At 60.4% G+C, this 23,058-nt stretch carries 20 protein-coding genes and 1 pseudogene; 15 read left to right on the plus strand and 6 right to left on the minus strand.

Features of this window, described 5'->3' with window-relative positions:
- Window positions 1-16 precede the first annotated feature (16 nt).
- From ASC97_RS07850 to ASC97_RS32610, 5 genes are all read left to right on the plus strand, one after another.
- Window positions 17-1,195 carry an LLM class flavin-dependent oxidoreductase gene (locus tag ASC97_RS07850; RefSeq protein ID WP_057467792.1) on the plus strand — a complete coding sequence of 393 codons (1,179 nt, stop codon included), beginning with the start codon at window positions 17-19 and terminating at the stop codon, window positions 1,193-1,195.
- A gap of 10 nt (window positions 1,196-1,205) precedes the next feature.
- Entirely contained in the window at window positions 1,206-2,243 is a 1,038-nt protein-coding gene (locus ASC97_RS07855; RefSeq protein ID WP_057467793.1) for an ABC transporter substrate-binding protein, read from the plus strand.
- A 19-nt stretch (window positions 2,244-2,262) separates the two neighbouring features.
- The gene (locus ASC97_RS07860) at window positions 2,263-3,417 is read left to right on the plus strand and encodes an acyl-CoA dehydrogenase family protein (protein WP_057467794.1); all 1,155 of its coding nucleotides are present in this window, start codon (window positions 2,263-2,265) and stop codon (window positions 3,415-3,417) included.
- A gap of 50 nt (window positions 3,418-3,467) precedes the next feature.
- Window positions 3,468-4,538, plus strand: coding sequence for an LLM class flavin-dependent oxidoreductase (locus ASC97_RS07865; RefSeq protein ID WP_057467795.1), 1,071 nt, complete (start codon window positions 3,468-3,470; stop codon window positions 4,536-4,538).
- Between the two features lie 144 nt (window positions 4,539-4,682).
- Entirely contained in the window at window positions 4,683-5,069 is a 387-nt protein-coding gene (locus tag ASC97_RS32610; protein WP_057467796.1) for a hypothetical protein, read from the plus strand.
- On the opposite strand, the gene ASC97_RS07875 is transcribed toward ASC97_RS32610, so the two are convergent.
- From ASC97_RS07875 to ASC97_RS07895, 5 genes are all read right to left on the minus strand, one after another.
- On the minus strand, window positions 5,018-5,800 hold the full coding sequence (locus ASC97_RS07875) for a carbohydrate ABC transporter permease (RefSeq protein WP_082529903.1): 783 nt from the start codon (window positions 5,798-5,800) through the stop codon (window positions 5,018-5,020). The genes ASC97_RS32610 and ASC97_RS07875 overlap by 52 nt on opposite strands.
- 95 nt (window positions 5,801-5,895) lie before the next feature.
- Window positions 5,896-6,789 (minus strand): carbohydrate ABC transporter permease, encoded by an 894-nt coding sequence (locus tag ASC97_RS07880; protein WP_057467797.1) that lies wholly within the window; start codon window positions 6,787-6,789, stop codon window positions 5,896-5,898.
- Between the two features lie 65 nt (window positions 6,790-6,854).
- Window positions 6,855-8,114 carry an extracellular solute-binding protein gene (locus ASC97_RS07885; RefSeq protein ID WP_057467798.1) on the minus strand — a complete coding sequence of 420 codons (1,260 nt, stop codon included), beginning with the start codon at window positions 8,112-8,114 and terminating at the stop codon, window positions 6,855-6,857.
- A 76-nt stretch (window positions 8,115-8,190) separates the two neighbouring features.
- Window positions 8,191-9,285, minus strand: a complete 1,095-nt coding sequence (locus ASC97_RS07890) for an ABC transporter ATP-binding protein (protein ID WP_057467799.1) — start codon at window positions 9,283-9,285, stop codon at window positions 8,191-8,193.
- 47 nt (window positions 9,286-9,332) lie between these two features.
- Entirely contained in the window at window positions 9,333-12,077 is a 2,745-nt protein-coding gene (locus ASC97_RS07895; protein WP_057467800.1) for a glycoside hydrolase family 2 protein, read from the minus strand.
- 178 nt (window positions 12,078-12,255) lie between these two features.
- Between ASC97_RS07895 and ASC97_RS07900 the strand changes: the two genes are divergently transcribed.
- From ASC97_RS07900 to ASC97_RS07940, 10 genes and pseudogenes are all read left to right on the plus strand, one after another.
- Complete coding sequence (locus ASC97_RS07900; RefSeq protein ID WP_057467801.1) at window positions 12,256-13,251, plus strand: LacI family DNA-binding transcriptional regulator; 996 nt, start codon at window positions 12,256-12,258, stop codon at window positions 13,249-13,251.
- A gap of 178 nt (window positions 13,252-13,429) precedes the next feature.
- Window positions 13,430-13,889, plus strand: a pseudogene (locus ASC97_RS32615) (IS3 family transposase); the annotation flags it as partial.
- Between the two features lie 277 nt (window positions 13,890-14,166).
- Window positions 14,167-14,946: a FadR/GntR family transcriptional regulator gene (locus ASC97_RS07905; protein WP_244481407.1), complete on the plus strand. Its 780-nt coding sequence runs from the start codon at window positions 14,167-14,169 to the stop codon at window positions 14,944-14,946.
- The gene (locus tag ASC97_RS07910) at window positions 14,943-16,670 is read left to right on the plus strand and encodes an IlvD/Edd family dehydratase (protein WP_057467802.1); all 1,728 of its coding nucleotides are present in this window, start codon (window positions 14,943-14,945) and stop codon (window positions 16,668-16,670) included. Before ASC97_RS07905 ends, ASC97_RS07910 begins: the two co-directional genes overlap by 4 nt.
- 12 nt (window positions 16,671-16,682) lie before the next feature.
- Complete coding sequence (locus ASC97_RS07915; protein ID WP_057467803.1) at window positions 16,683-17,462, plus strand: SDR family NAD(P)-dependent oxidoreductase; 780 nt, start codon at window positions 16,683-16,685, stop codon at window positions 17,460-17,462.
- Between the two features lie 32 nt (window positions 17,463-17,494).
- The gene (gene araD1, locus ASC97_RS07920) at window positions 17,495-18,493 is read left to right on the plus strand and encodes an AraD1 family protein (RefSeq protein ID WP_057467821.1); all 999 of its coding nucleotides are present in this window, start codon (window positions 17,495-17,497) and stop codon (window positions 18,491-18,493) included.
- A 54-nt stretch (window positions 18,494-18,547) separates the two neighbouring features.
- Window positions 18,548-19,573: an ABC transporter substrate-binding protein gene (locus ASC97_RS07925; RefSeq protein WP_057467804.1), complete on the plus strand. Its 1,026-nt coding sequence runs from the start codon at window positions 18,548-18,550 to the stop codon at window positions 19,571-19,573.
- 78 nt (window positions 19,574-19,651) lie between these two features.
- The gene (locus ASC97_RS07930) at window positions 19,652-20,737 is read left to right on the plus strand and encodes an ABC transporter ATP-binding protein (protein WP_057467805.1); all 1,086 of its coding nucleotides are present in this window, start codon (window positions 19,652-19,654) and stop codon (window positions 20,735-20,737) included.
- Complete coding sequence (locus ASC97_RS07935) at window positions 20,734-21,588, plus strand: ABC transporter permease (RefSeq protein WP_057467806.1); 855 nt, start codon at window positions 20,734-20,736, stop codon at window positions 21,586-21,588. The genes ASC97_RS07930 and ASC97_RS07935 overlap by 4 nt, the downstream gene beginning before the upstream one ends.
- The gene (locus ASC97_RS07940; protein ID WP_057467807.1) at window positions 21,585-22,385 is read left to right on the plus strand and encodes an ABC transporter permease; all 801 of its coding nucleotides are present in this window, start codon (window positions 21,585-21,587) and stop codon (window positions 22,383-22,385) included. Before ASC97_RS07935 ends, ASC97_RS07940 begins: the two co-directional genes overlap by 4 nt.
- Here ASC97_RS07940 and tnpB read toward each other — a convergent pair.
- Window positions 22,324-22,818 (minus strand): IS66 family insertion sequence element accessory protein TnpB, encoded by a 495-nt coding sequence (gene tnpB, locus ASC97_RS32620; RefSeq protein WP_113001058.1) that lies wholly within the window; start codon window positions 22,816-22,818, stop codon window positions 22,324-22,326. The genes ASC97_RS07940 and tnpB overlap by 62 nt on opposite strands.
- Window positions 22,819-23,058: the final 240 nt, after the last annotated feature.

The following is a 23,058-nucleotide window of genomic DNA, read 5'->3' on the forward strand; positions in this document are numbered from 1 at the left end:
AAACCGGAGCCCATCCATGTCCATTCAACATCCACCCGGATCGATCGTCGGCCTGCCAAAATTCGCCGCTCCGACCGATTTTCCTGAAAGCCCCCTGTCGCAAGCGCTCAAGCAGCCGGTTCTCCTCGGCCTCTTCCTGCCGATCCAGGCTGGCGGCTGGACGCAATCGACGCTTGAACGGTCGACCGACTGGCGTTTCGACTACAACAAGGCCCTGACGCTGAGGGCCGAGGAACTCGGCTTCGATCTGGTCTTCGCACTGTCCCAATGGCTGCCCAAGGGCGGCTATGGCGGCGTCTTCGACGGCCAGGCGCTGGACAGCTTCGTATCGACGGCGGCCCTGGCAGGGCTCACCAAGAAGATCATGCTGATCTCGACCATGCATGTGCTGTACGGCCCGTGGCATCCACTGCACCTGGCGAAATTCGGGGCGACGCTCGATCATATCACCGGCGGGCGCTGGGGCATCAACGTGGTCACCGGCCACCGGGCGGTCGAGCACGAAATGTTCGGCTGGCCGCGCATCGAGCACGACAAGCGTTATGAACTCGCGGCCGAATTCCTTGAGGTCGTCCAACGCCTCTGGAGCGACAGCGAGAACTTCTCTTTCGAAGGAGAAAGCAGCTGGAAACTCGGTGGCGGCTTTGTGACGCCGAAGCCGAACTTCGGCCGCCCGATCCTTGTCAACGCCACGGGCTCCGATGCCGGGATTGCCTTTGCCGGCCGCTATTCGGATATCGTCTTCATCACCAGTCCGACGGGGGCCGACATCGACAGCGCGCTGGAATCGCTGCCGGCGCACACAAAGCGCGTCAAGGACGCAGCAATTGGCGTCGGCCGCACCGTGCGCACCCTGCTCAATCCGATGGTGATCTGCCGACCGACCGAAAAGGAAGCGTGGGAACTCGCCGATCGTATCGTTGCCCACGCCGATCAGCGCTCGCCGCAAGGCTTCCAGTCGCTAAACTCGGATGCGCAGGCCTGGAAGGGACGTGCCCCGCAGGATCCTTACCGCGCCATCGGCGGCAATATCCGCGTCATCGGCTCACCTGAACAGGTGGTCGATCAGTTCGTGAAACTGAAGGAGGCCGGCGTCGACGGCCTGCAACTCAGCTTCTTCGACTTCCGCGACGACCTCGAATTCTTCGGCTCGGACGTCCTGCCCCTCATGAAGCAAGCCGGCCTGCGCCACTAGGAGAAACGCCATGACAAGCAATGCCATTTCCGAAATCTGGTACACGCGCTGCCCCGTGCCGACGCCCGTCGGCCTTGCCGCACAGCTCGGCTATCTCGAGGAGAATTTCCGCAAGGACGGCGTGACACTGAAATCTATCATCGATTCACCCGATCGCAGTATCCGCCAGAGCCACTTCAACCACACGCTCGACTGGTCGTTCCGCCATGGCGGCAATGTCCCGCCGATCCGCGCCCGCTCCGAAGGACGCAAGACACGCCTCATCGGCATCACCTGGACCGATGAATTCCAGGCGATCATCACCCTGCAGGACACAGGTATCAAGACCACGAAGGACCTGAAGGGCCGCCGCTTCGGCATCGCCCGCCGACCGGAAGGTATCGTCGACTTCATGCGAGCCACCGCATTGAAGGGGCTGCTGTCCGCCCTCTCGCTTGAGGGCATGGCGCTCGACGACGTAGAGATCGTCGACATCGCGCTTCCGGACTCCGTGCTTTCAACCCAGGAAGGCGGGTCCCTTTTCGGATTGAAGCGCCGGCAGGCCTATGGCGAGGAGGTTGCGGCCCTCATCCGCGGCGACGTGGACGCCATCTATGTGAAGGGCACGGCGGGCATCAATGTCGCCAACCTGATCGGCGCCGTAGAGGTAGCCGAGTTCGGCTTCCACCCCGATCCAAAGATCCGCATCAATTCCGGCTCGCCGCGCGTGCTGACGGTGGACGAACTGCTGGCCGACGAGCGCCCTGATCTCGTTGCGCGCCTGCTGGGTTCGATCTTCAAGGCGAGCGCCTGGGCCGAGGCGCATCCTGATGAGACGAGACGCTTCGTCGCGCGCGAAGCAGGCGCGACGGAAGAGCAGGTTCTCGCCGCCAATGGCCCTGACATCCACAAGCACCTTGGCCTTGGCCTGCAGCCCGAACTGGTAGACGCGATCGGCCACTACAAAGACTTCCTGCGCGATTTCGGCTTCCTCGCCGCCGATTTCGACATCGCCGACTGGGTCGACCGCCGTCACATCGATGCTTTCGACCAGCGCGCCAGGGCCTGAACCGGGAGACCAAAAGACCATGCTTCAGGAAAAAATCGATCCGGTGGACAAGGCGCGGCGTCTCGCCGCCGATTTTGCCGAGCGCGCCGCCCATTACGACGCAACAGGTGATTTTCCGTTCGAAAACTTCACACGTCTTTATGAGGCTGGCCTGCTTGGACTGGTGACGGCGCCCGAACATGGCGGCCACGGCGTCGGACTTGCCGAGGCGCAAGCGGTGGTCAGCGAAATAGCGCGCGGCGAGCCTTCGACGGCGCTCGTCCTGGCTATGCACTATAACAGCCACTACAGCTTGCGCCGCTTCGCGAAGTGGCCGGCCCACCTTGCCGAGCGAGTGCTGACGGCCAACCGCGCGGGCCCAGCCCTGATCAATGCCGCTCAGGCCGAGCCGCGCATCGGCTCTCCCGCGCACGGCGCGCTACCCGAGACCATCGCGCGCCGTAACGGCGACATCTGGCGCATCACCGGCCACAAGAGCTACGTGACCGGCATACCCGTGCTCAAATGGGTATCGTTGCTGGCACTGACCGACGAAGATCAGCCCCGGCTGGCGTCCTTCCTCGTTCCCACCGACAGCCCTGGCCTGCGGATTGAAAAGGCATGGAATGCCGCCGGCATGCACGCGACGGCCAGCGACGATATCATTCTCGATGACGTCGTGGTCCCGCTGGACGATATCATCGAAGCCCAGCCGGCCTCGGAGCCGATCCGTCGCGAGGAACATGCAACGGCATTTTTCTTCTCGTTGATCGGCGCGGTCTACCATGGCGTGGCGCTTTCCGCCCGGGATCGCGTGCTTGCCTTCGCCGCCCACCACTCACCGGCAAGCCTCGGCGCCCCGCTATCCACGGTTCCGCGTATTCAGGATGGCTTGGGCGAGATTGAAGTCCGACTGGCGACCAACGCCCGATTGCTGCGCTCGCTCGGCGAAGACGTCGATTCCGGCAAGGTTGTGGGAATGGACGGCATGCACGTCCGCCACGTCGTCATCGACAATGCGGTGGCAATCACCAGCCTCGCGCTTGAACTCGCAGGAAACCCCGGCCTCAATCGTGATTTTCAGCTGGAGCGCCACCACCGCGACGCCATCACCGCCCGCTCGCATGCGCCGCAGAGCCACATGATCAGAACGATTGCCGCACGCAGCGCGCTCGGCCGGCTCGTAGCGCGATAGCTGGGCCACAGACGTGCCATACTGTTCGATTTCAAGGATGCAGGCAGATTATGAGCAACGACAGCGAATTCCTCTGGTACATACCAAACGACACCAGGCCGGGTCACCGCGGCGATGACGCGGTGGAAAACCATAATAGCCTGGCGACGTTGACCGAACATGCAAGGGCACTCGAAGAGCATGGCTGGAAAGGGGCGCTCATCGGAACGGGATGGGGCAGACCCGACACGTTCACCGTCGCCACCGCGCTCGCGGCAAGCACGCGGACTTTCGAGCCGTTGATCGCAATCCGTCCGGGCTATTGGCGGCCGGCGAACTTCGCCTCCGCCGCCGCGACGCTCGACCATCTCACCGGCGGCCGCGTCCGCGTCAATATCGTCTCCGGCCTCGACAATCTTGCCGCCTACGGCGACCAGGAGGGCGACCAGGCACAGCGCTACGGCCGCACCAAGGAGTTCATGCGGCTGGTCCGCAGGCTTTGGACCGAAGAGAACGTTGATCATGACGGCGAGCATTTTGGCGTCTCGGAATCGACGGTCATGCCACGCATCGAAACCAACGGGGGCCGTCGTCACCCAAAGCTCTATTTTGGCGGCGCCTCCCAGGCGGCCGAAAGCGTCGCAGCGACGGAGGCGGATGTTCAGCTGTTTTGGGGCGAGCCGTTGGACGGTGTGCGGGAACGCATCGCGGGGCTCAAGGCGTTGAGCCGGAAGCTGGACCGCGATCTGCCTCCGCTCGAATTCGGGCTCCGGATCACCACGCTGGTGCGTGACACCACCGAACAGGCCTGGGCCGACGCGGAGGCGAAGGTTGCCGAGATGGCCAAGGGCAGCGGCGCCGGGTGGAGCGACCACCGCCGCGCCGTCGCGGTTGGCCAGCAGCGCTTGTTCGACCTGCACCGGTCAGGCGATGTCCTCGACGACAACCTCTATACGGCTCCAGGCAAATTCGGTGGCGGCGGCGCCGGCACGACCTGGTTGGTGGGTTCAGCCGAAGACGTCGCTCGTTCCCTGCGCAAATACCAGGATCTTGGCATCACACAATTCGTGCTATCAGACACGCCTTACCTCGCAGAGATCAAGCGACAGGGCAACCAGTTGCTGCCGCTTCTGCAAGGTTGAGGCTGCTAGCACTGAGTGGAGCCCATAGTCAGAGGCACCGAAGCGAAGCCAGATTAGGCGCGCCGTGAGAACGATCTTGTGAGCCACACCTAGCCGCGTCCAATCTCACCCGTTTCAAAGCGCGACGTTCTCTCGATCGTGCAAATGCAAAGCCTCGCCGATCTATGGCCGTTGCGATTTGGCGCTGGTATCGTCATCGAGGCAAAGGAATGCAACCCCATCATTCAAAGGCAAGGCGCAACCGAACCTCGGTCACTGCTGTTTCTCGCCCGCATGCTTTCCCCGCTCATTTTCAACGCTGCCTTATATCGAATCCTGCGCGAGCGATTCGTGCTGTGGCATTCCTCGCTCACGATCTCGTTGTTGCTACCAACCCTGACCCAATCTGGGCTTGCGGTTGTCCTCGTTGATCCGCCCGCGATGACATTGAGCTGGATGACGACCCTCATCTTGGGCCCATCCGGGGCGGGCGATGTCAGTTATCCCTTTATCCCGGCGGAAAGCATGATGGCGCGCGTGATCTGCTTTTGAAAGAGGAGGTAGAGGATGGCGACGGGAAGACCGGCCAATACTGCTGCAGCCATGTCCTTAGCGAAGCGAACCCCAAAGACGTCCTTTACCTGGGTGATGCCGACGGGAATGGTGATCGTGGCATCCGAAGTCGCAACGAGAAACGGCCAAAGGAAATTATTCCATGCCGCGATGAAGGTGGTGATGCCAAGCGCGACGATCACACCCCAATTCATCGGCACATAGATCTTCCACAGCGTCCTCAAATGACCGGCATTGTCCAGCATCGCAGCCTCGCGAAATTCCTTCGGGATTTGATCGAAGAACTGCTTGAGAATGATAATGACCGATGGCACCACGAGTTGCGGCAAGATGATGCCGCCCCAGCTATTGATCAGCTTAAACGAGTTCATCAGAACAAAATGGTTGATGATAAGCGCCTCCGCCGGGATCATCACCGAGGCAATCAGCGCCCCGTAGATCAGCCGGCGGCCGGGAAACTGGATCTGGCTCAAGGCATAGGCGCAGCAGACACTGATCGCCAGCACGACCGTGGCGATGATCGTCGATGTGCCGACCGAATTGATATACCATTGCACGATGCTGGAGCGTCCGATCACGTAGAGATAGGGCTCGATCGTCGGTGCTTTAGGCAAGAGCCCGGAGGCCGGGCTCACCACCTCAGAGTCGGATTTGAGTGACGTCACGATCGCCCAGTAGAGCGGGAAGAACCAGATCAGCGCCCCGAGCACGGTCAGCGTGGCAAGTGCGCGGCCGCTCCAATTGCTTGCGCCGGTTACACTGCTTTCCCGGGCGAGGCCGGCTTGCTGGTCGGTTGCTAGAACGCTCACTTTTCACCTCGCGCACGCAGGAACTGATACTGGAAGACAGAGGCAATCAGGATGATAATGAACAGGATGGTAGCGACGGCTGCCCCCTCTCCACCCTTGTTCTGCTTGAAGGCGAGATCGTAGATAACCGTCATCACGACGGATTGCGCGTCAGCCGGTGTATGGGCGAAGTAGCCGAGCAGATACGGTTGCGAAAAAATCTTGAATTGCGCAATCAGCTGCAGCGTGAGGACAAGGGCCGTGACAGGCCAGATCAGCGGCCAGGTTATCTTTGAGAACACCCGCCAGCGGCTGGCATTGTCGAGCGCCGCCGCTTCGTAGATGTCGGGCGAAATGCTGCGCAAGGCGGCTAGAAACAGAAGAATGTTGAAGCCTATCGTCCACCAGATCGTGACGACGGCAACGGAGGGCATGAAATAGGTCGGCGAACGCAGCACTGGCAGCGGCCGGCCACCGGTAAACAACCCGATGACATTCTGGATGACACCATATTGCATGTTTGCGATCCAGGTCCAGATCTGGGTCACCACCGAGACCGGCAGAATGGACGGCAGGAAAAAGCACGCCAGGACAAACATCTGCATGCGCCCGGTCAGGCGATTGACGCCCATGGCAATGAGCAGCGCGAGAGACGTGCCGGGAATGACGGTCAGAACGATGAAGTACAGCGTGTTCAGAAGTGCCTTCTGAAATTGAGGCGAGGAGAGTTGGCGCGCATAATTATCGAAGCCGACCCACTCGCCGGGGCCGATCAGCGGCGCATTGCTGAAGCTCATCGCCACCATGCGCCACGTCGGATAGGCAAAAATTACTAAAAACGCCACAACGGCCGGTGCGACCAGCAGCGCGGCAATCAGGCTGTCCTGCTTCTTGTTGCTAACTGCGGCCATCTGTCACCTGCCTCGGTCATGCGGTCCCGGGGCAGGAGCAGCCCCGGGAATTTTGAAGGGAAACATCACTGAGAGTTCATGTGATCGCGAAACTTCTCCAGCGTTTCCTTTAGGTCGCCTTCGCCGTTCAGCGGCCCGGACGCCATATTCTGCCAGTCGTCGTCAAATTTGGACGCGGCACCGGTCAGTGGTGTCTTTGGCATATAGAAGGCGTTGAGCGCCATGGCGGCATAGTCTGCCTGTGGCTTGAGCGCCTTGTATGCGGCAGACGTGCTGACCGGCAAATAAGCCGGGATATGGCCGGCGCCAGCCCATTCCAGCGAATTCACATTCATCCACCGGATAACTTCGATCACCGCGGCGCGCTTTTCTGGGGTCATGGTCACGCCGACATTGTTGGGCATCACAAACGAGTGCGAGTCTGCCCAGTTGGCAGCCTTGCCCATCCAGGCCGGAATATTGACCATGCCGTAATCGAAGCCGTTACCCTTGGCCACTTCAGTTTCCATGGTCGGCAATTCCCAGTTGCCATTGAGGAAAAAGGCAGATTGTCCGGCCAGGAAGGTCGGTGTGATCGTTTCAGAGTCGATATAGGGCTGCGCCCAACCTTGTTTCACCCAATCGGTGACCTCGTTGTAGGCCTTTTCCATCTTGTCGAAATTGTCGCCCTGCAAGAACTTGCCGTCCGTCGTCAATTGACCACCCAGCTGGCCGAACAGGGTATAGATGTCGCGCAAATCGCCGTTGGACGACGCGATGACGACGCCGTTCTTGCCGGCTTCCTTGACCTTGGCTAACAGCGCACGCCAGCCTTCCAGGGTATCGATGCCGGCGGGCTTGCCGTCCTTGCCCAGGGCTTCCAGTTCCTTCAAGACATTCTTGTTGTAGTAGAGCACCTCCCCGTGCACGTCGAAGGGTACGGCGTAGCGCGCATTGTCGACCGTCGAGGCGGCAATGGCATTCGGCGGATAGTCGCTGTCCTTCAAGCCGACAGCATCAAGCTCCTTCGGATCGATTGGCGACACGGTCTTGGCTGAAACCGCACCGGCCAGGCGCGAAAGATGGTAGGTGGCGATGTCAGGTCCCTGGCCGACAGCAGCTGATGTCTGCAGCTTGGTGTAATAGGGGATGCCCCATTCGAGCGTGGTGCCCTTGATTTGGATCTTGTCCTTGTGCTCGTCGTTAAAGCGCTGGATCAGCGCCTTCATTCGCACGCCGTCGCCTCCCGACAGAAAGTCCCACCAGACGACATTTTCGACCGCAAATGCCGGGAAGGCAATCGTGACGGCTAACGCGGCAATCGATGTTCTCAATAGGTTATGCATTCTCACTCCTCCAGAATGATCAGTCTTCCTGCCGGGACCTCCTTCGGAGGGCGGCCTTAATTCCCTGCGCTGCAGCCTAGCCGGCCGCGTGATACCCTTTCCCCATTTCATCAAATAGCATCGCCTTCGCTCCCTCGGCGGCAAACGCAATTTCGGAACCACCACGGGCCGTGGTGATTGGGGCGTCAACGCCGATAACCTGCGTTCCGTCAGCGAGTTCGGCATGGACGAGAGAGCGGTCGCCCATCTGCTCCACGGTGACGACTTTGCCTCGCAGTGTGCCATGCAGCGAGACGGTCAGATTCTCGGGCCGTAAGCCAAGCGTGAGGTTGGCTGCCGGGACACTGTCGAACCGAACTGACGTTTGCAGCCTTGAGCCGTCGGCGGTTGTAGCAATTGCGCCGTCCGGGCCGCCCTCGATGCGCGCGACCGGCAGGAAATTCATCGGCGGCGAGCCGACGAACTGGGCGACGTAGCGTGTGCTTGGACGCGCATAGATATCCATCGGCGCGCCGACCTGCTCGATCCGTCCCTTGTTCAGAAGAACAATCCGGGTCGCCAGCGTCATCGCCTCGATCTGATCATGGGTCACGAAAATCATCGTGGCGCCAAGACGATCATGCAGCTGCGACAGTTCGAACCTGGTGCGTGTACGCAGGCCGGCGTCCAGGTTCGACAGCGGTTCGTCAAAGAGAAAGACTTTCGGCTCGCGCACGATCGCGCGTCCAATTGCAACACGCTGACGCTGGCCGCCGGACAGTTGCGCCGGCTTGCGTTCGAGGAGATGGTCCATCTCCAGCATCCTGGCAGCCGTCGCAACGCGGGTTGCGATCTCGGCTTTCGGTGTGCCGACATTGGCCAGTCCAAAGGCGAGATTTTCTCGCACGCTCATATGCGGATAGAGCGCATAGGACTGAAACACCATGGATATGTCACGCTGACCTGGGGCAAGGGTGTCAACACGGCGCCCACCGATCCAGATTTCGCCGCCCGAGACTGTCTCCAGTCCGGCGATCATGCGCAGGAGAGTCGACTTGCCGCTGCCGGATGCGCCCAGGAAGACGATGAACTCGCCGCTGTCTATCCCGAGCGAGATGTCATTGAGCACTTCCACCGCCCCAAAACTCTTGGCAACGTTGCGGATGCTCACGCCTGCGTCTGTCTTGGCCACCTAAACCTCCTCCCGGTCACATGCGGCGGTTCATTTTCACTGACGGCCTATCCCGCGGCGGCCGTCTCGATGATGCAATCAAATAAGGTCGCCGCGACCGGATCTGCGCCAGCGGGTTCGCGCATCAGGCCGAAGGTCGTGGCCACGATACGACCTGAGCCTATCCGCCGTTCGGCAATCGTCGCGCAGGGCTTGTGAATCCAGCCCGCCATGGTGCCGGCATGGACCAGACCGTCGAAATGGATCGGTCGGAAGCCGGTGATGACGCGATTGGGGTTGACGCCGATAAAGGACAGGTCGGTGAGCGGGCCGCCCGGCAGTCGTTCAAATACCCCGGCACGCTTGACCCAGCTGAAGCCGGTGACCCAGTTGCCCTTCCAGATGGTGCCGTTGCGTTCGCTGACGCGCATCTGCGGCATGGGCTGCCCGCGATCGCCTCCGGTCGGATAATTCCAATTTGGCTGGTCATTGCGCAGGTTTCCAAACGGCAGCGGACTGACATCGGCCAGCGAAACGCAATGGGCGCCATGCTCCATGGCGTCGATATCGGCCTGGCTCAATGTCGACACAACTCGCACATGCGCCGTGTCGGCGTTTACGACCTCATAGCCAAGGGAGGTCAGATATTGCGCGATCTCAGGCTCTACGGACGAAACGGAAAGCACAGGCTTGGATCGGCGCGCATAGACGCTGATATCGAGGCTGTTGCGCGCCAGCTCCTTGCCGCCAGCGGTCAACGTGAACTGGACACTGGCCTGATTTCCTGCCTTGTCTTCTCCGAAGGACAAATCAAGCGCCGGCAGGCGGCACACTGACGTTGCATCAAGCGCTTGGACCGACATCTTGCCGGCAGCTGCACCATCGACACTCCAGCTCAGTTCGGCCGCTGGCAACGCCTTACCCCCCGTCGAGATTTCAAGCTCAATGCTGGCCGTTTCGCCTGTCCAGACCGCATAGCGCTGCATGCGTGGCACGATGACCACGTCGGTGTTAATCTCGTGGAAACGGTTGTGATAAGCGCGCGTGTTGCGCTCCATGTCCATGAGGCCATTGGCTTCCCAGTGCAGATCGGTCAGCTCGGTGATCACATAGCCCTGAATCGAGGCATGGCGACGCATTTCTTCGATCTCGAACTTGAGGGCATTGAACTGATGCCATTGTGTGTCCTCGATGAAGGAGCCGAAGGACGGAAAGACCTTGTCGAACTGGAAAGTGCGGAAGCGCTGCTCGACACCATGCGGATAGGTTGCACCTTCGCTGTCCCACTCCAGCCCGTTGATGAACCAGAACGGCTCCTTGCCGTCCTGCAACAACTTTTCGGGATGCGGCAGACCCCAGACACCGAACTCGGAGACGACGAGCGGCTCGTCGCCGCGCCGTTTCGCATCGCCGTTCGGCGAATAGGACCAGTCGGGCCGCTTGGCGAAGGACGAAACCCAATCGGCCCACTCGTGCGCCATTTCCGGAACTGACGCGTAATAATGGTAGTCGTCGATGTCGGAGACGACATGGAAGTTCGGAATGCAGGCGGAATTGTCAACCACCAGCCGTGTCGGGTCCTTCTTTTTCAGCCAATGATAGGCGTTTTCCAGCCAACTCCGCTGATCGGCGCTTTCGACAAGACGCGTCCCCCAGTCTTCGTTGATGATGGTCCAGATCACGATAGAGGGATGGTTGCCGTCGCGGCGCAGGATCCCTTCCATTGTGTCGAGGAGGCGCTGCGCCGACTTTTCTGTAAACGTCTGGATGTTGGGAATTTCCGTCCAGACCAAGAGGCCAAAGCGGTCAGCCACGTCATAGTAGCGCGGATCGGGAACCTTGATATGGCAGCGAAGGAGGTTGAGGCCAAGTTCCTTCGATTTGCGCGCCTGGTCCTCCAGAAACTCCAGCGACGGCGGGGTGTAGATGCCCTCTGGATAGTAATCCTGATCCAGCGCACCGCGCATATAGAATGGCTGACCGTTCAGGAAAAACTTTCCATCTCTCGCTTCAAACGTCCGAAAGCCAAAATTCTGGGTGTCCGCATCGATGACGACGTCGCCTTTACACAGTTCGGCGACAGCCTGGTAAAGCGCGGGCTCATCGAGCGACCAGGCTTCGACCTTGGCGACCTTTAGCGCGACCGAAGCATGTGTCGCCTCTTTGACAGCAAGCTCCGTGGATGCCGCTACCGCGCCATTGCGGTCAAGAAGTCGAATGTTCAACGAACCGGTGAAGGCTGCAGCCAGTTCGACACAAACCGTCACCTCGCCGGTGACGAGGTCGGCGCGAATGCCGTGATGCGCGATATGCGCCTCGGAACGGCACTCCAGCCAGACCGACTGCCAGATGCCGCCCAGCATACCGTACCAACTCTGCTTGCCGTGCGGGATTTCATCGAATGGAAAGTCGGGGAAAGCCTGTCCGTCCGCACTTGGCAGCGTAACCCTTACGTCCAGACGCATTTCGCCGTCCAGCAGATCGGCCGGAATAACAAATTCGAACGGCAGATAGCCGCCTTCGTGAGAGCCGAGCCGGCGTCCATTGACCGACACTTCGGCGAAATAGTTCACCGCGCCGAAATGCACGATCACCTGACGACCTTGCCACTCCTGCGGCACGGTCAATTGACGCGAATAAGTCGCCACGCCTGCGGCGGCGCGTAGATCCGGAAAATGCGCCTGCCAAGGAGCAGGCACAACAACCGTCGTGGGCTTATGCCCCTCCAGTTGAAAGTCCCAGGCCCCATCGAGAGATAGGCGCGCACGCGGCCCGGAATGGGTTTCGGCAAAACGGCGGGTGGCGATGGTCATGAGCCGCAAGCTTTCCAGTTGGATTTAGTCACAAAATAGGTTACACGTTGGTTTCGTAACTTAAAAATGTAACTCCCGCAAGCCCGCTGCTTCACATTGTCCGTCAGATTTTCTAACGTGCATGCCAACTGTCTGAGAGAGAAACTGCGTGAACGACAAAATAACGAAACGACCGACAATGTCCGACATCGCTGCAAAGGTCGGCGTTTCGCACGCAACGGTTTCACTGGTGCTTAACGAGGCGCCCGGCAAGCGCGTTTCTGAGAAGATGCGCAGTCATGTGCTGGCTGTGGCCGAGGAGCTTGGCTATCAGAAGACCACGCCCGCCAATGGGCCGATCGGTGGCATCATCGTGCTTTTGATCGACGATCTCATGGCTTCACATCACGCCGCGCCACTCATTGAAGGCGTGCGCGAGGCAGCAGAAGAACGGGGCTTGGCGGCGATCACCGTCGTTACCGGCGGACAAGTCGAATTTGCAGAGGTCATCCTCGACTATCTGGGCCGGCGCCAGATCGTCGGAGTGGTCTACGCCACCCTCATCACTCAGTTGGCGCCAGTGCTGCCCTCCAAACTTGCCAACTACCCCACCGTGCTCTTGAACTGCCATCAGCAGCGGGCCGAGTTCTCGTCGATCATTCCTGGCGATCTTGCCGGCGGTTTTGCGGCGACGGAGACGCTGATCAAGGCCGGACATCGTCGCATAGCTATGATCGACGCGGGCAAGGAGCGGCTTGAAGCGTCCCGAGATCGTTTAAGTGGCTACCGGCAGGCGCTTACCACCTATGATATCGCCGTGGATCCAGGGCTGATTGTGTCCGGCGCCTGGTCGCTCGACCTCGGGCGTGAGAAGATGCTGCAGCTGCTCGACCTGCCGTCCCCGCCGACGGCGGTATTCTGTTTTTCAGACCGGGTGGCGATGGGCGCCTATGACGCAATCAGACTGCGCGGCTTGAAAATCCCCGACGACATTTCCGTCGTTGGCTTTGATGATGACAGCCTTGCCCGAAAAATCCTGCCGCCGCTCACCACATTGAAGCTGCCGCACGAGGATATGGGCCAATGGGCGGTGGCAGAGCTTTTGGAGAAGGTGGCGCAGCCGAAGAAGCCGCCATTGCGGCTGAAGATGGAATGCCAGTTAATCTTGCGCGCTTCGATCGGCCCGCCTCGTTGAGGCACGTCGAGATCGATTAAGACTCGTGGCGTTCTACCTAAAAAAGGGTCTCAGATTTCACATCAACTTGGGCCATTTTTTTGCTTATTGCAGACCACGCACACCAGGGTCTGTCAGCGATAGACGAAATTTTTTGGGATTCCATCTGCTTTGGTTTTGGATTCAAGATCGTTGCTGGTGTGGAGGCCAGTTCGACACCCCGACCTACCATTACAAATCCCGCCGTGCCGGGCAGCCCCCTCGGAAGACGAATCAAAGAGATTTGCGAGACGCGCGTGCGGTATGGATATCGTCGATGCATGTCCACTTGTGTCGCGACGGGTGGAACATCAACATGAAGAAGACAGGTCGGATTGACAGCGAGTTAGGCCTTCAGTTGGGCAACAAGCAACCAAAGCGTCGGTGAAGGCCAAGCCCAGGGATGATCGCCAGGCCGCAACAAATCCGAACGACGTCTGGGCCATGGACGATGTCCACGACCAGCTCGCGACAGGCAAGAAGCTGCGCAGACAGTCGTTGATACCCATTCGCGCTATTGCCCGGCCACAGATGCACGGTTCAATTACCGTGGTGAAGATGTCGTCCAGACGCTGGAACGTGTCCGCAAGAAGACCGGGTATCCCAAGACGATCAGGTTGCGCCTGCATCACGTCGCCGGGTTCTTTTGCTGGCAGCGTCGGTTTCGATCTGGACCATTGCCGGGTGGAATAACGTCGTAGGGCACGACCGCCCTTCACGGCGTCCTGACATCGGTCGGCGGGTTCGGGTCACGCCGGCAAATCTGCGGCGAGTGCCAGGCCGAGATAACGCTGCGCCGCGTTCACCAGGCTCGTTGCCAGAGCAAGCAAATCAGTCCTTGACAGAAAAACCATCCGCAATGATACATATATTATGAATAATAGGAAGATTGACAAATTGCCCGCTTCTGTCCGGTTCCCGTCCTCCACTGCAGCTGGTTTTCAGAGTTCCAGCAACACGATGCATGCCACTGCTGTCGAGCAGATCGGCAGCTGGATTGTGCAGGGCCGGTTTCTTCCGGGGGAAGTGCTGCCGAACGCGGACGACTCCAAGGAGATGATCGGAGTCAGCCGATCGGTGCTTCGCGAAGCAATCAAGGTGCTGGCAGGTAAGGGACTGGTTGAATCTCGTCCGAAAACGGGCACGCGCGTTCGCCCCCGCTCCGATTGGAACTTCCTTGATCCAGACGTGCTGTCCTGGCGCTACTCCGGTTCAATCAATCACGATGACGTCAAGGCATTGTTCGAGCTACGTCGTGCCATCGAGCCGATGTCGGCAGCCCTTGCCGCGCAGCGCGCCACGCCGGAGCAATTGGGGGAACTCAATTCCGCTCTTGCCGAAATGGAAGCCTATGGCGACGATGGCGAGCGCTTCGCCGAGCCCGATCTCGTCTTTCATCAAACGATCCTGCGCATGACTGGAAACGAGCTGATGGGATCGCTTGCCGCACTCATCGAGACGGCACTTCTGATGAGCTTTCGCCTTTCCAACGACAATCCGGACGGTCAGCGCCCATCCCTCCCGCTGCACCGCGCAGTAGCCGAGAAAATAGCGGCGAAGGACGGAGCGGGAGCCCAGCAGGCGCTTCTGGTCCTGCTTGATCACGCCGAGGAAGATGTGAGGCGCGGCATCGAAAGCCGCAGTCTGCGTCGGAAGGTACAGGAGCAGAATAAATGACCCAGCCGAAACGCAAGTTGCGTTCGTCCGAATGGTTCGGAGGAGATGGCAAGAACGCCTTCATGCACCGTAGCTGGATGAAGAACCAGGGGCTGCCGGACCACGTCTTCGACGGCCGGCCGGTTATCGGTATCTGCAACACGTGGTCGGAGCTCACGCCCTGCAATGCCCATCTCCGCGGCATTGCCGAGCACGTGAAGCGCGGTGTCTACGAGGCCGGCGGCGTTCCCTTCGAGTTTCCGGTCATGTCGCTTGGCGAAAGCAACATGCGCCCGACGGCAATGCTGTTTCGCAATCTCGCCAGCATGGACGTCGAGGAATCGATCCGCAGCAATCCGATGGACGGCGTCGTCCTCCTCGTCGGCTGCGACAAGACCACACCGGCGCTTCTGATGGGCGCGGCCTCCGCCAATCTCCCGACCATCGCTGTCTCCGGCGGCCCGATGCTGAACGGAAAGTTCCGCGGCCAGGATATAGGCTCGGGAACGCATGTCTGGAAATTCGCCGAAGACGTCAAGGCGGGCCGCATGGTGGTCAGCGACTTCCTGGCAGCGGAACAGGGCCAGAGCCGGTCTGCCGGCAGCTGCATGACGATGGGCACCGCTTCGACGATGGCGAGTATGGTTGAGGCACTCGGCATCGGCATGCCGGACAATGCTGCAATTCCCGCCGTCGACGCGCGGCGCGGCGTGCTCGCCCATATGGCGGGTCGCCGCATTGTTGACCTGGTCAATGACGACGTCACGATTTCTCAAATCCTGACGAAGGAAGCGTTCGAGAATGCAATTCGTGTCAACGGTGCGATCGGCGGCTCGACCAATGCCGTGCTGCATCTGATCGCCATCGCGCGGCGGATCGGCGTCGAACTCAACCTGGACGACTGGGACAGGCTCGGCCGCGCCGTGCCGACCATCGTCGATCTGATGCCCTCCGGCCGCTTCCTGATGGAGGACTTTTACTATGCCGGTGGTCTGTCGACCGTCATGGCCGCCCTGGACGAAGCTGGGCTCCTGCATCGAGACGCGATCACGGTTAGCGGAAAGACCGTGGGCGCCATCATCGAAAATGCCCCGAACTACAACGAGGAGGTCATCCGGCCCTTCAACAATCCGCTGACGAAGGAAGGTGGCATTGCCGTCCTGCGCGGCAATCTTGCGCCGAGCGGTGCCGTCATCAAGCCTTCGGCGGCAACGCCGGAGCTGATGCAGCATCGCGGCAAGGCCGTCGTCTTCGAAAATATCGAACATTATTACGAGCGCATCGACGACCCGGAACTCGATATCGATGCGAGCTCGGTGATGGTGCTGAAGAATTGCGGCCCCCGCGGTTATCCGGGCATGGCTGAGGTCGGCAACATGCCCCTGCCGGCCAAGCTCCTGAAGCAGGGCGTTTCCGACATGGTGCGCATTTCCGACGCCCGCATGAGCGGCACCGCCTATGGCACCGTCGTCCTGCATGTCGCGCCGGAAGCGGCAGCCGGCGGTGTCCTCGCCCTCGTGCGCGACGGCGACTTCATCGAGCTCGATGTGGCCGGGCGCAGGCTGGAGCTGATGGTTTCCGACGAGGAACTGGCACTGCGACGCGCCGAATGGCTGCCGCCGATCCCGCCGCAGGGTGGCTATCCGAGCCTCTACGTCGAGCGGGTCATGCAGGCCGATACCGGCTGCGACTTCGATTTTCTCGTGGGTCGGCGCGATGCCGGCATTCCGCGGCACTCTCACTAGACGGTTCTGACGATGAGCAACCAGGCGAACAAATTCGCGATCTATCCAAGCCTCAAGGGCAAGAGCGTCTTCATCACTGGCGGCGGCAGTGGCATCGGTGAAAGCCTCGTCCGGCATTTCTGCGCCCAGGGCAGTCGCGTCGCCTTCGTCGATGTCGCAGAAGAACCGTCCCGCCAGCTTGTCGCTTCCGTTGCCGGGGAAGGCGACGTGTCGCCACTCTTTATCCCATGCGATCTTCGCGATGTGGAAGCCCTGCGCCTCGCCATCGCCGAGGCCGTGGCGCGGAACGGTCCGATCCAGGTCCTCTGCAACAATGCCGGCAGCGACGACCGCCATCAGACGGAAGACGTCACGGTCGCCTATTGGGACGACCGAATGGCCGTCAATCTTCGCCATCAGTTCTTCGCCGCCCAGGCGGCAAGGTCCTACATGAAGGAACTTGGTGGCGGCTCGATCATCAATTTCGGCTCCATCACCTGGATGGTCGGCGATCCGGACTGCCCGGCCTATGTCACTGCCAAGGCGGCGATCTATGGCATGACGCGTGCGCTCGCCCGTGAGCTCGGCCCCGAGCGCATCCGCGTCAACTGCATGGTGCCCGGCTGGGTGATGACCGAACGCCAGATGCGCCTCTGGCTGACGCCGGCCGGCGAACGCCAGATCGAGGAACGCCAATGCCTGCCAGACCGGCTCCAGCCTTCCGACGTCGCCCGCATGGCGCTTTTCCTCGCGGCCGATGACAGCGCCATGTGCACCAGCCAGCAATTTATCGTCGATGGTGGCTGGGTATGAACAATCCGTCCGCCACACAGAAAGGTGCAGTCATGCGTCTCGTTCAGTTCACAACGCCGGAAGGCGAGCGCAAGGTCGGCCGCGTGTCCGCCGATGACAACCATCTGCATCCGCTCAAGGACACACATTCCGTCCGGGAACTCGCCGGAGCGGCAATCACCCGCGGCATTGCGCTTGCGGTGGTTGTCGACGAACGTACAACAGCCGAGCTTGTGGACTACGACCGCCTGCTTCGGGAGAACCTGGTGCTAGCGCCGCTCGACCATGACGAGCCGGCCCGCTTCCTTGTGACCGGTACCGGCCTCACCCATACGGGCAGCGCCAATGCGCGCGACAAGATGCACATCCTGACCCACGGCGAAGACGCCGAGGAGTCCGATTCGCTGAAGATCTTCCGCATGGGCCTCGAAGGCGGCAAGCCGGCGGGCGGCCCGCCGGGGGTGCAACCAGAATGGTTTTTCAAGGGTGTCGGCACATGCGTCGTCGCCCCGGGTGCCGCACTGCCGATGCCGGCCTTTGCCCGCGCCGGCGCTGAGGAAGCAGAGATCGTCGGCCTCTACATCGTCGGACCGGACGGCAGCCCCTATCGCATAGGCTATGCGCTCGGAAACGAATACTCCGATCATCTCACCGAGGCTGAAAACTATCTCTACCTCGCCCACTCCAAGCTGCGCTCCTGCTCGATCGGGCCGGAGCTGCTGGTCGGGGAGCTTCCGGCCGAGGTCCACGGTCATTCGCGCATCCGGCGCGACGGCGCCGTCATCTGGGAAGAGGCGTTTCTCTCGGGTGAGGCACACATGTCGCATTCCATCGCCAATCTCGAACACTATCATTTCCGCTATCCCATGCATCGCCGGCCGGGAGACCTGCATGCCTATTTCTTCGGAGCCGCGGTGATGAGCTATGCCTTCGGCGTCCAGACCGGTCCGGGGGATGAGTACGAAATCGAAGCGGAAGTCTTCGGTAAGCCGTTGCGCAATCGGGTGGAACTGGCGCCCGACGAAGGCCTTGTGACCGTCACGCAACTGTAAGTCCATGAATTCGCAGCGATCGGATTTGCAACACCAACAAAAAAGGGAACGAAAATGCGATTGAGAAAACTTCTGACAGGGTTAGCGACCGCCGGCTTCGCCGTGTCGATGATGGCCTCGGCATCCTTTGCCGAAAATCTCCGCGTTCTCGCCTGGGACGGCTATGCGGATAAGGACTGGGTGAAGAACTTCACTGCCGAGACCGGCATCGGCGTCGATGTGGTCTTCATCGGCAGCGACGATGAAGCCTGGGCCAAGATGAAGGGCAGCGAAGGCAAGGATTTCGACGTCTTTGCCGTCAACACGGCCCAGCTGCAGCGCTATATCGCGGCCGACCTCGTCACGCCGATCGACACGGCGGACATGCCGAACCAGAAGGAGGTGCTACCGCGCTTCCGGGATCTGACGACCGTTCGCGGCGTCACCAAGGATGGCAAGGTCTACGGCATCCCGTTCTGTTTCGATTCGATCGGCCTCATCTACGATACCGACAAGGTGAAACCGGCGCCCACCTCCATGTCGGTTCTCTGGGATCCAGCCTATCAGGGCAAGGTGCTTGCCTATGACAATGGAGAGCACAACGTCTCCTTCACCGCGCTGACGCTCGGCTACAAGGATCCGTTCCATCTCAGCGACGACCAGATCGCCGCCGTCAAAGCCAAGCTGGTCGACCTGAAGCACAATGTCCTCAGCTTCTATACGACCGCCGATGAAGCCCAGCAGATCTACAAGAGCAACGACGTTGCCCTCATCTGGGCCAACTACGGTCAGCAGCAGCTGAAAGCCCTGCAAGCCGTCGGCGCCCATGTCGCCTACATCAATCCTGGCGAAGGCGCACTTGCCTGGCTTGACAACTGGGTGGTCTCGAAGGGCGTGCACGACAAGGCTGCGGCCGAGAAATGGATCAACTTCATGATCTCCAAGAAGGTGAGCTCGCAGCTCTCGGAACGCACCGGATTCGGCAATACCGTGACCGAGACGGCCAGCGCCGGCGGCAACGACAAGCTGATCTGGCTCGACAATGTCGAAGATCCGCTCAAGCGCTCCGACCTCTGGAACGAGGTCAAGGCGACGCCTTGATCCTCGGCCGCGTGCACCTGAAATACAGCGGTCCGGAACGCCCCGGACCGCTTTCCCATCACATGCCGAGTAAAGCCTATGACCCAACCCCAGGAACTGCTCAGCCTTCAGTCCGTTTCGAAATCCTACGGGCCGGTGCCCGTACTCCACGGGATCGATCTTTCTATCCAGGACGGGGAGTTTCTAACCGTGCTCGGCCCATCCGGCTCCGGCAAGACGACGGTGCTACGCCTCATTGGAGGGCTTGAGACCGCAACGTCGGGCTCCATCAGGCTGGACGGGAGAGATATCAGCCGCATGCCGATCAACAAGCGGCCGTTCAATACCGTCTTCCAGGACTATGCGCTTTTCCCGCACATGACGGTTGCCGCCAATGTCGGTTACGGCCTTTCCATCCGCCGCAAGCCTCGCGCGGATATCAAGCGCCGCGTCGGCGAGGCGCTGGATCTGGTTCAACTCGGCAGATTTGCCGATCGGTATCCTGCGCAACTTTCCGGCGGACAGCGCCAGCGTGTAGCACTTGCCCGCGCCCTCATCTGCGAACCGCGGCTCATCCTGCTGGATGAACCACTCGCTGCCCTGGATCTCGAATTGCGCCGTCAGATGCAGGAATTCCTGAAGTCGATCCAGCGGGAGGTAAAGACGACCTTCCTCTTCGTCACGCATGACCAGGAAGAGGCGATCGGCATGGCCGACCGCATTTGCGTCATGGAATCCGGCCGTATCCGCCAGCTTGGTACCCCGCATGAACTCTACTATCGGCCGAACTGCGAATTCGTCGCCCGCTTCTTCGGCGACAACAACCTCGTTGCCGGGACGCTGAGCGTCGTCGATGGAAATTTGCGTTCGATCGATACCGCACTCGGCCGGCTCGTCTGTTCCATCGAGGGCCAGCCCGACCTGCGGTCAGCTGCTGAGGGAACGGCGGCCTTCGCAGTATTCCGCCCTGAAGCACTTCATACCGCGACCGGAGACAGCAACCGCTTCTCGGGAACTGTGAGCGAGCTTGCCTTTGCGGGTTCATCGACCGTCGCACACATCACGGTCGGCAAGGAACGCCTGCGACTGCGCCTGCCGAGCCGCGCGGAAGGAAGCCCCCTGCAACAGGGCGAGACGTTCGACCTCTCCTTTTCGCCGCACGAATCGCATTTGGTGCTTTCATGAGCGGACGAGGCCCTTTCTATACCGTTGTCGTTACGCTGTTGGCATTTGCGATGCCGGTCTTTTTCATCCTCGTGCCGTTGACGATCTTCCTCGGCTACAGCTTCTTCAGTGTCGATCACGGCGAGATCAACTACACGTTGACCATCGCCAACTACGTCCGCTTCTTCACCGATCCGGTCTTCCTGCCAGTGTTCTGGAATACCTGCGTTCTCTGTCTGTCGGTCGCCGTCTTGTGTATCGCTCTCGGCTATCCGGCTGCCTATTTCCTGACGATGCTGCGCGGGCGCTGGCGCTACGTCATGCTGATGCTGCTGATGGTGCCGTTGCTGATGAGCTATGTGATCAAGATCTATGCCATCCGCAGCATTCTCGGCCAGAATGGCGTCCTGAACACCATGCTCGTGGGTCTCGGGATCCTCGACCGTCCATCGACGCTCTTCGTTTTCAACATGAACGCGATCCTTCTGTCGTTGACGCTGCTGCTCATTCCTTTCGCGATCCTGCCGATCTTCTTGACGCTGGAGCGCATTCCGCAGGTCCTGCTGCGCGCTTCCGACGATCTCGGGGCGAGCGGCCTGCAGACCTTCCTGCGCATCACGCTTCCCCTGAGCGTTCCGGGCATCGCCTCAGCCGCCAGCTTCGTCTTCGTGCTTGCGATCGGCGATTTTCTGACGCCGCAGATGGTCGGCGGCGTCAACGGTTTTACTTTCGGCCGCGTCCTATACAGCCAGTTCGGCACAGCCTTCAACTGGCCGTTCGGGGCGGCACTCTCCGTGGCGCTCGCCGTCGTCGTGATCGCAGTAATCCTTTTCGGCGAGCATTTCGGACGGCAGAAGGGGTTGGCGAGATGAGCGGCCCCATTCGCCTGTCCACGATCCTGCTCGCGCTCGTCACCGCACTGGTGGCAATCCTGCTCTACAGCCCGCTCTTCGTGCCGATCGTCTCGTCCTTCTTCACGATCAACCACGGCCAGGTCGACTGGTCGACGCCGACGCTTTCGGCCTACACGGCGTTGATGGAAAACACCGACGTGATCGACGCTCTGCGGGCGACGCTGATCGTCGGTTTCAGCACCATGGTCCTGTCGGTTGTTTCCGGCACGCTGATGGCACTCTATTTCCACAGCCGGGGTGCGGCGCGCGGCGCGCTGCAGTTCATCATCTTCCTGCCCTTCCTGATGCCGCCGGTCATCAGTGGCCTGGCGCTGCTGATCTTCTTCCGCGAGATCAACTTCGACCGCTCGCTGATCACCATTATCATCGGCCACACGGTTTTCGTGTTGGCGATCGTTTACCGAACGATCCTGACCCGGCTGCAATCGATGAGCCCGACGCTGGTCGAAGCCTCTTACGATCTCGGCGCGAACGGATGGCAGACGTTCTGGCGCGTCATCCTGCCAAACCTTTCGAGCGCCATGGCTGGCGGTGCCATTCTCGCCTTCGCCCTATCCTTCGACGAAACCATGATCACCATCCTCGTCACCGGAACCCAGAGCACGTTGCCGGTCCGTCTTTGGGCGATGATGCGGTTGGGGTTCTCTCCTGATATCAACGCTCTTGTCGCTCTCATCCTGCTGTTGACGATTGTTATCTGCATGTTAGCGGCGCGACTTCTAATACCGAAGCAAGTCGCAGGATCTCCTGCGTAGAAAGGCTTTTGCGGACCGCCTTGAACACATGCGACCCGTCGGCATCTGGGTTACTCCTTACTGTGCGATGCCAGTCGAACGCGCTATGCTGTGGCACTTCGGTAGGGGCGGAAATCCACGCTGGTAGACGCCGGTCAGTCCCTTCAACAAGCATCGACAACTGCGCCTGCGTCAGATGCGCAACACCAACTTTCGCCGTCTGCCAGGGAAAGTATCCGCGTTCGAGAATCTTGTAGAATAGGCAGAACCGTTGGCCATCCCACCATAGAAGCTTGATCCGGTCAGCGCGCTTTCCACGGAAGCCGACGATTGCTTCGGAACCCGGCGCTTCCTCGACCGCCTCGACCATTGCAGACAGACCATCGGTACCGCGCCGCATATCGGTCACTCGCAAGCCAGGTAGACTCGCACATTTCCTGATCGGCCCGATCATGCAGCCTCAACACACGCGATTAACGATGACAGCACTTTGCGTTCAATATCCGCCGGAATATTCCGCCTCATCGCCTCGTCGCCGAAGTGCATGCGGATTTCATCGAGAAGCTCGAAGCCAGCGACCTGGACACCGTGCGGAAACGCAAAAAGCTCCTCGACGGTTAGGCGGAGGAGCTTTGTTTTGGGTGTCTTTGAAGATTCTGGTTGCGGGGGCAGGATTTGAACCTGCGGCCTTCAG

Origin of the sequence: Rhizobium sp. Root1203 (genome assembly GCF_001424945.1) — a bacterium.
Lineage (GTDB): Bacteria > Pseudomonadota > Alphaproteobacteria > Rhizobiales > Rhizobiaceae > Rhizobium.

Coding starts and splice junctions, on each gene's coding strand:
- ASC97_RS07850 (WP_057467792.1), top strand. CDS start 17: ATGTCCATTCAACATCCACCCGGATCGATCGTCGGCCTGCCAAAATTC.
- ASC97_RS07855 (WP_057467793.1), top strand. CDS start 1,206: ATGACAAGCAATGCCATTTCCGAAATCTGGTACACGCGCTGCCCCGTG.
- ASC97_RS07860 (WP_057467794.1), top strand. CDS start 2,263: ATGCTTCAGGAAAAAATCGATCCGGTGGACAAGGCGCGGCGTCTCGCC.
- ASC97_RS07865 (WP_057467795.1), top strand. CDS start 3,468: ATGAGCAACGACAGCGAATTCCTCTGGTACATACCAAACGACACCAGG.
- ASC97_RS32610 (WP_057467796.1), top strand. CDS start 4,683: ATGCAAAGCCTCGCCGATCTATGGCCGTTGCGATTTGGCGCTGGTATC.
- ASC97_RS07880 (WP_057467797.1), bottom strand. CDS start 6,789: ATGGCCGCAGTTAGCAACAAGAAGCAGGACAGCCTGATTGCCGCGCTG.
- ASC97_RS07885 (WP_057467798.1), bottom strand. CDS start 8,114: ATGCATAACCTATTGAGAACATCGATTGCCGCGTTAGCCGTCACGATT.
- ASC97_RS07895 (WP_057467800.1), bottom strand. CDS start 12,077: ATGACCATCGCCACCCGCCGTTTTGCCGAAACCCATTCCGGGCCGCGT.
- ASC97_RS07900 (WP_057467801.1), top strand. CDS start 12,256: ATGTCCGACATCGCTGCAAAGGTCGGCGTTTCGCACGCAACGGTTTCA.
- ASC97_RS07910 (WP_057467802.1), top strand. CDS start 14,943: ATGACCCAGCCGAAACGCAAGTTGCGTTCGTCCGAATGGTTCGGAGGA.
- ASC97_RS07915 (WP_057467803.1), top strand. CDS start 16,683: ATGAGCAACCAGGCGAACAAATTCGCGATCTATCCAAGCCTCAAGGGC.
- araD1 (WP_057467821.1), top strand. CDS start 17,495: ATGCGTCTCGTTCAGTTCACAACGCCGGAAGGCGAGCGCAAGGTCGGC.
- ASC97_RS07925 (WP_057467804.1), top strand. CDS start 18,548: ATGCGATTGAGAAAACTTCTGACAGGGTTAGCGACCGCCGGCTTCGCC.
- ASC97_RS07930 (WP_057467805.1), top strand. CDS start 19,652: ATGACCCAACCCCAGGAACTGCTCAGCCTTCAGTCCGTTTCGAAATCC.
- ASC97_RS07935 (WP_057467806.1), top strand. CDS start 20,734: ATGAGCGGACGAGGCCCTTTCTATACCGTTGTCGTTACGCTGTTGGCA.
- ASC97_RS07940 (WP_057467807.1), top strand. CDS start 21,585: ATGAGCGGCCCCATTCGCCTGTCCACGATCCTGCTCGCGCTCGTCACC.
- tnpB (WP_113001058.1), bottom strand. CDS start 22,818: ATGATCGGGCCGATCAGGAAATGTGCGAGTCTACCTGGCTTGCGAGTG.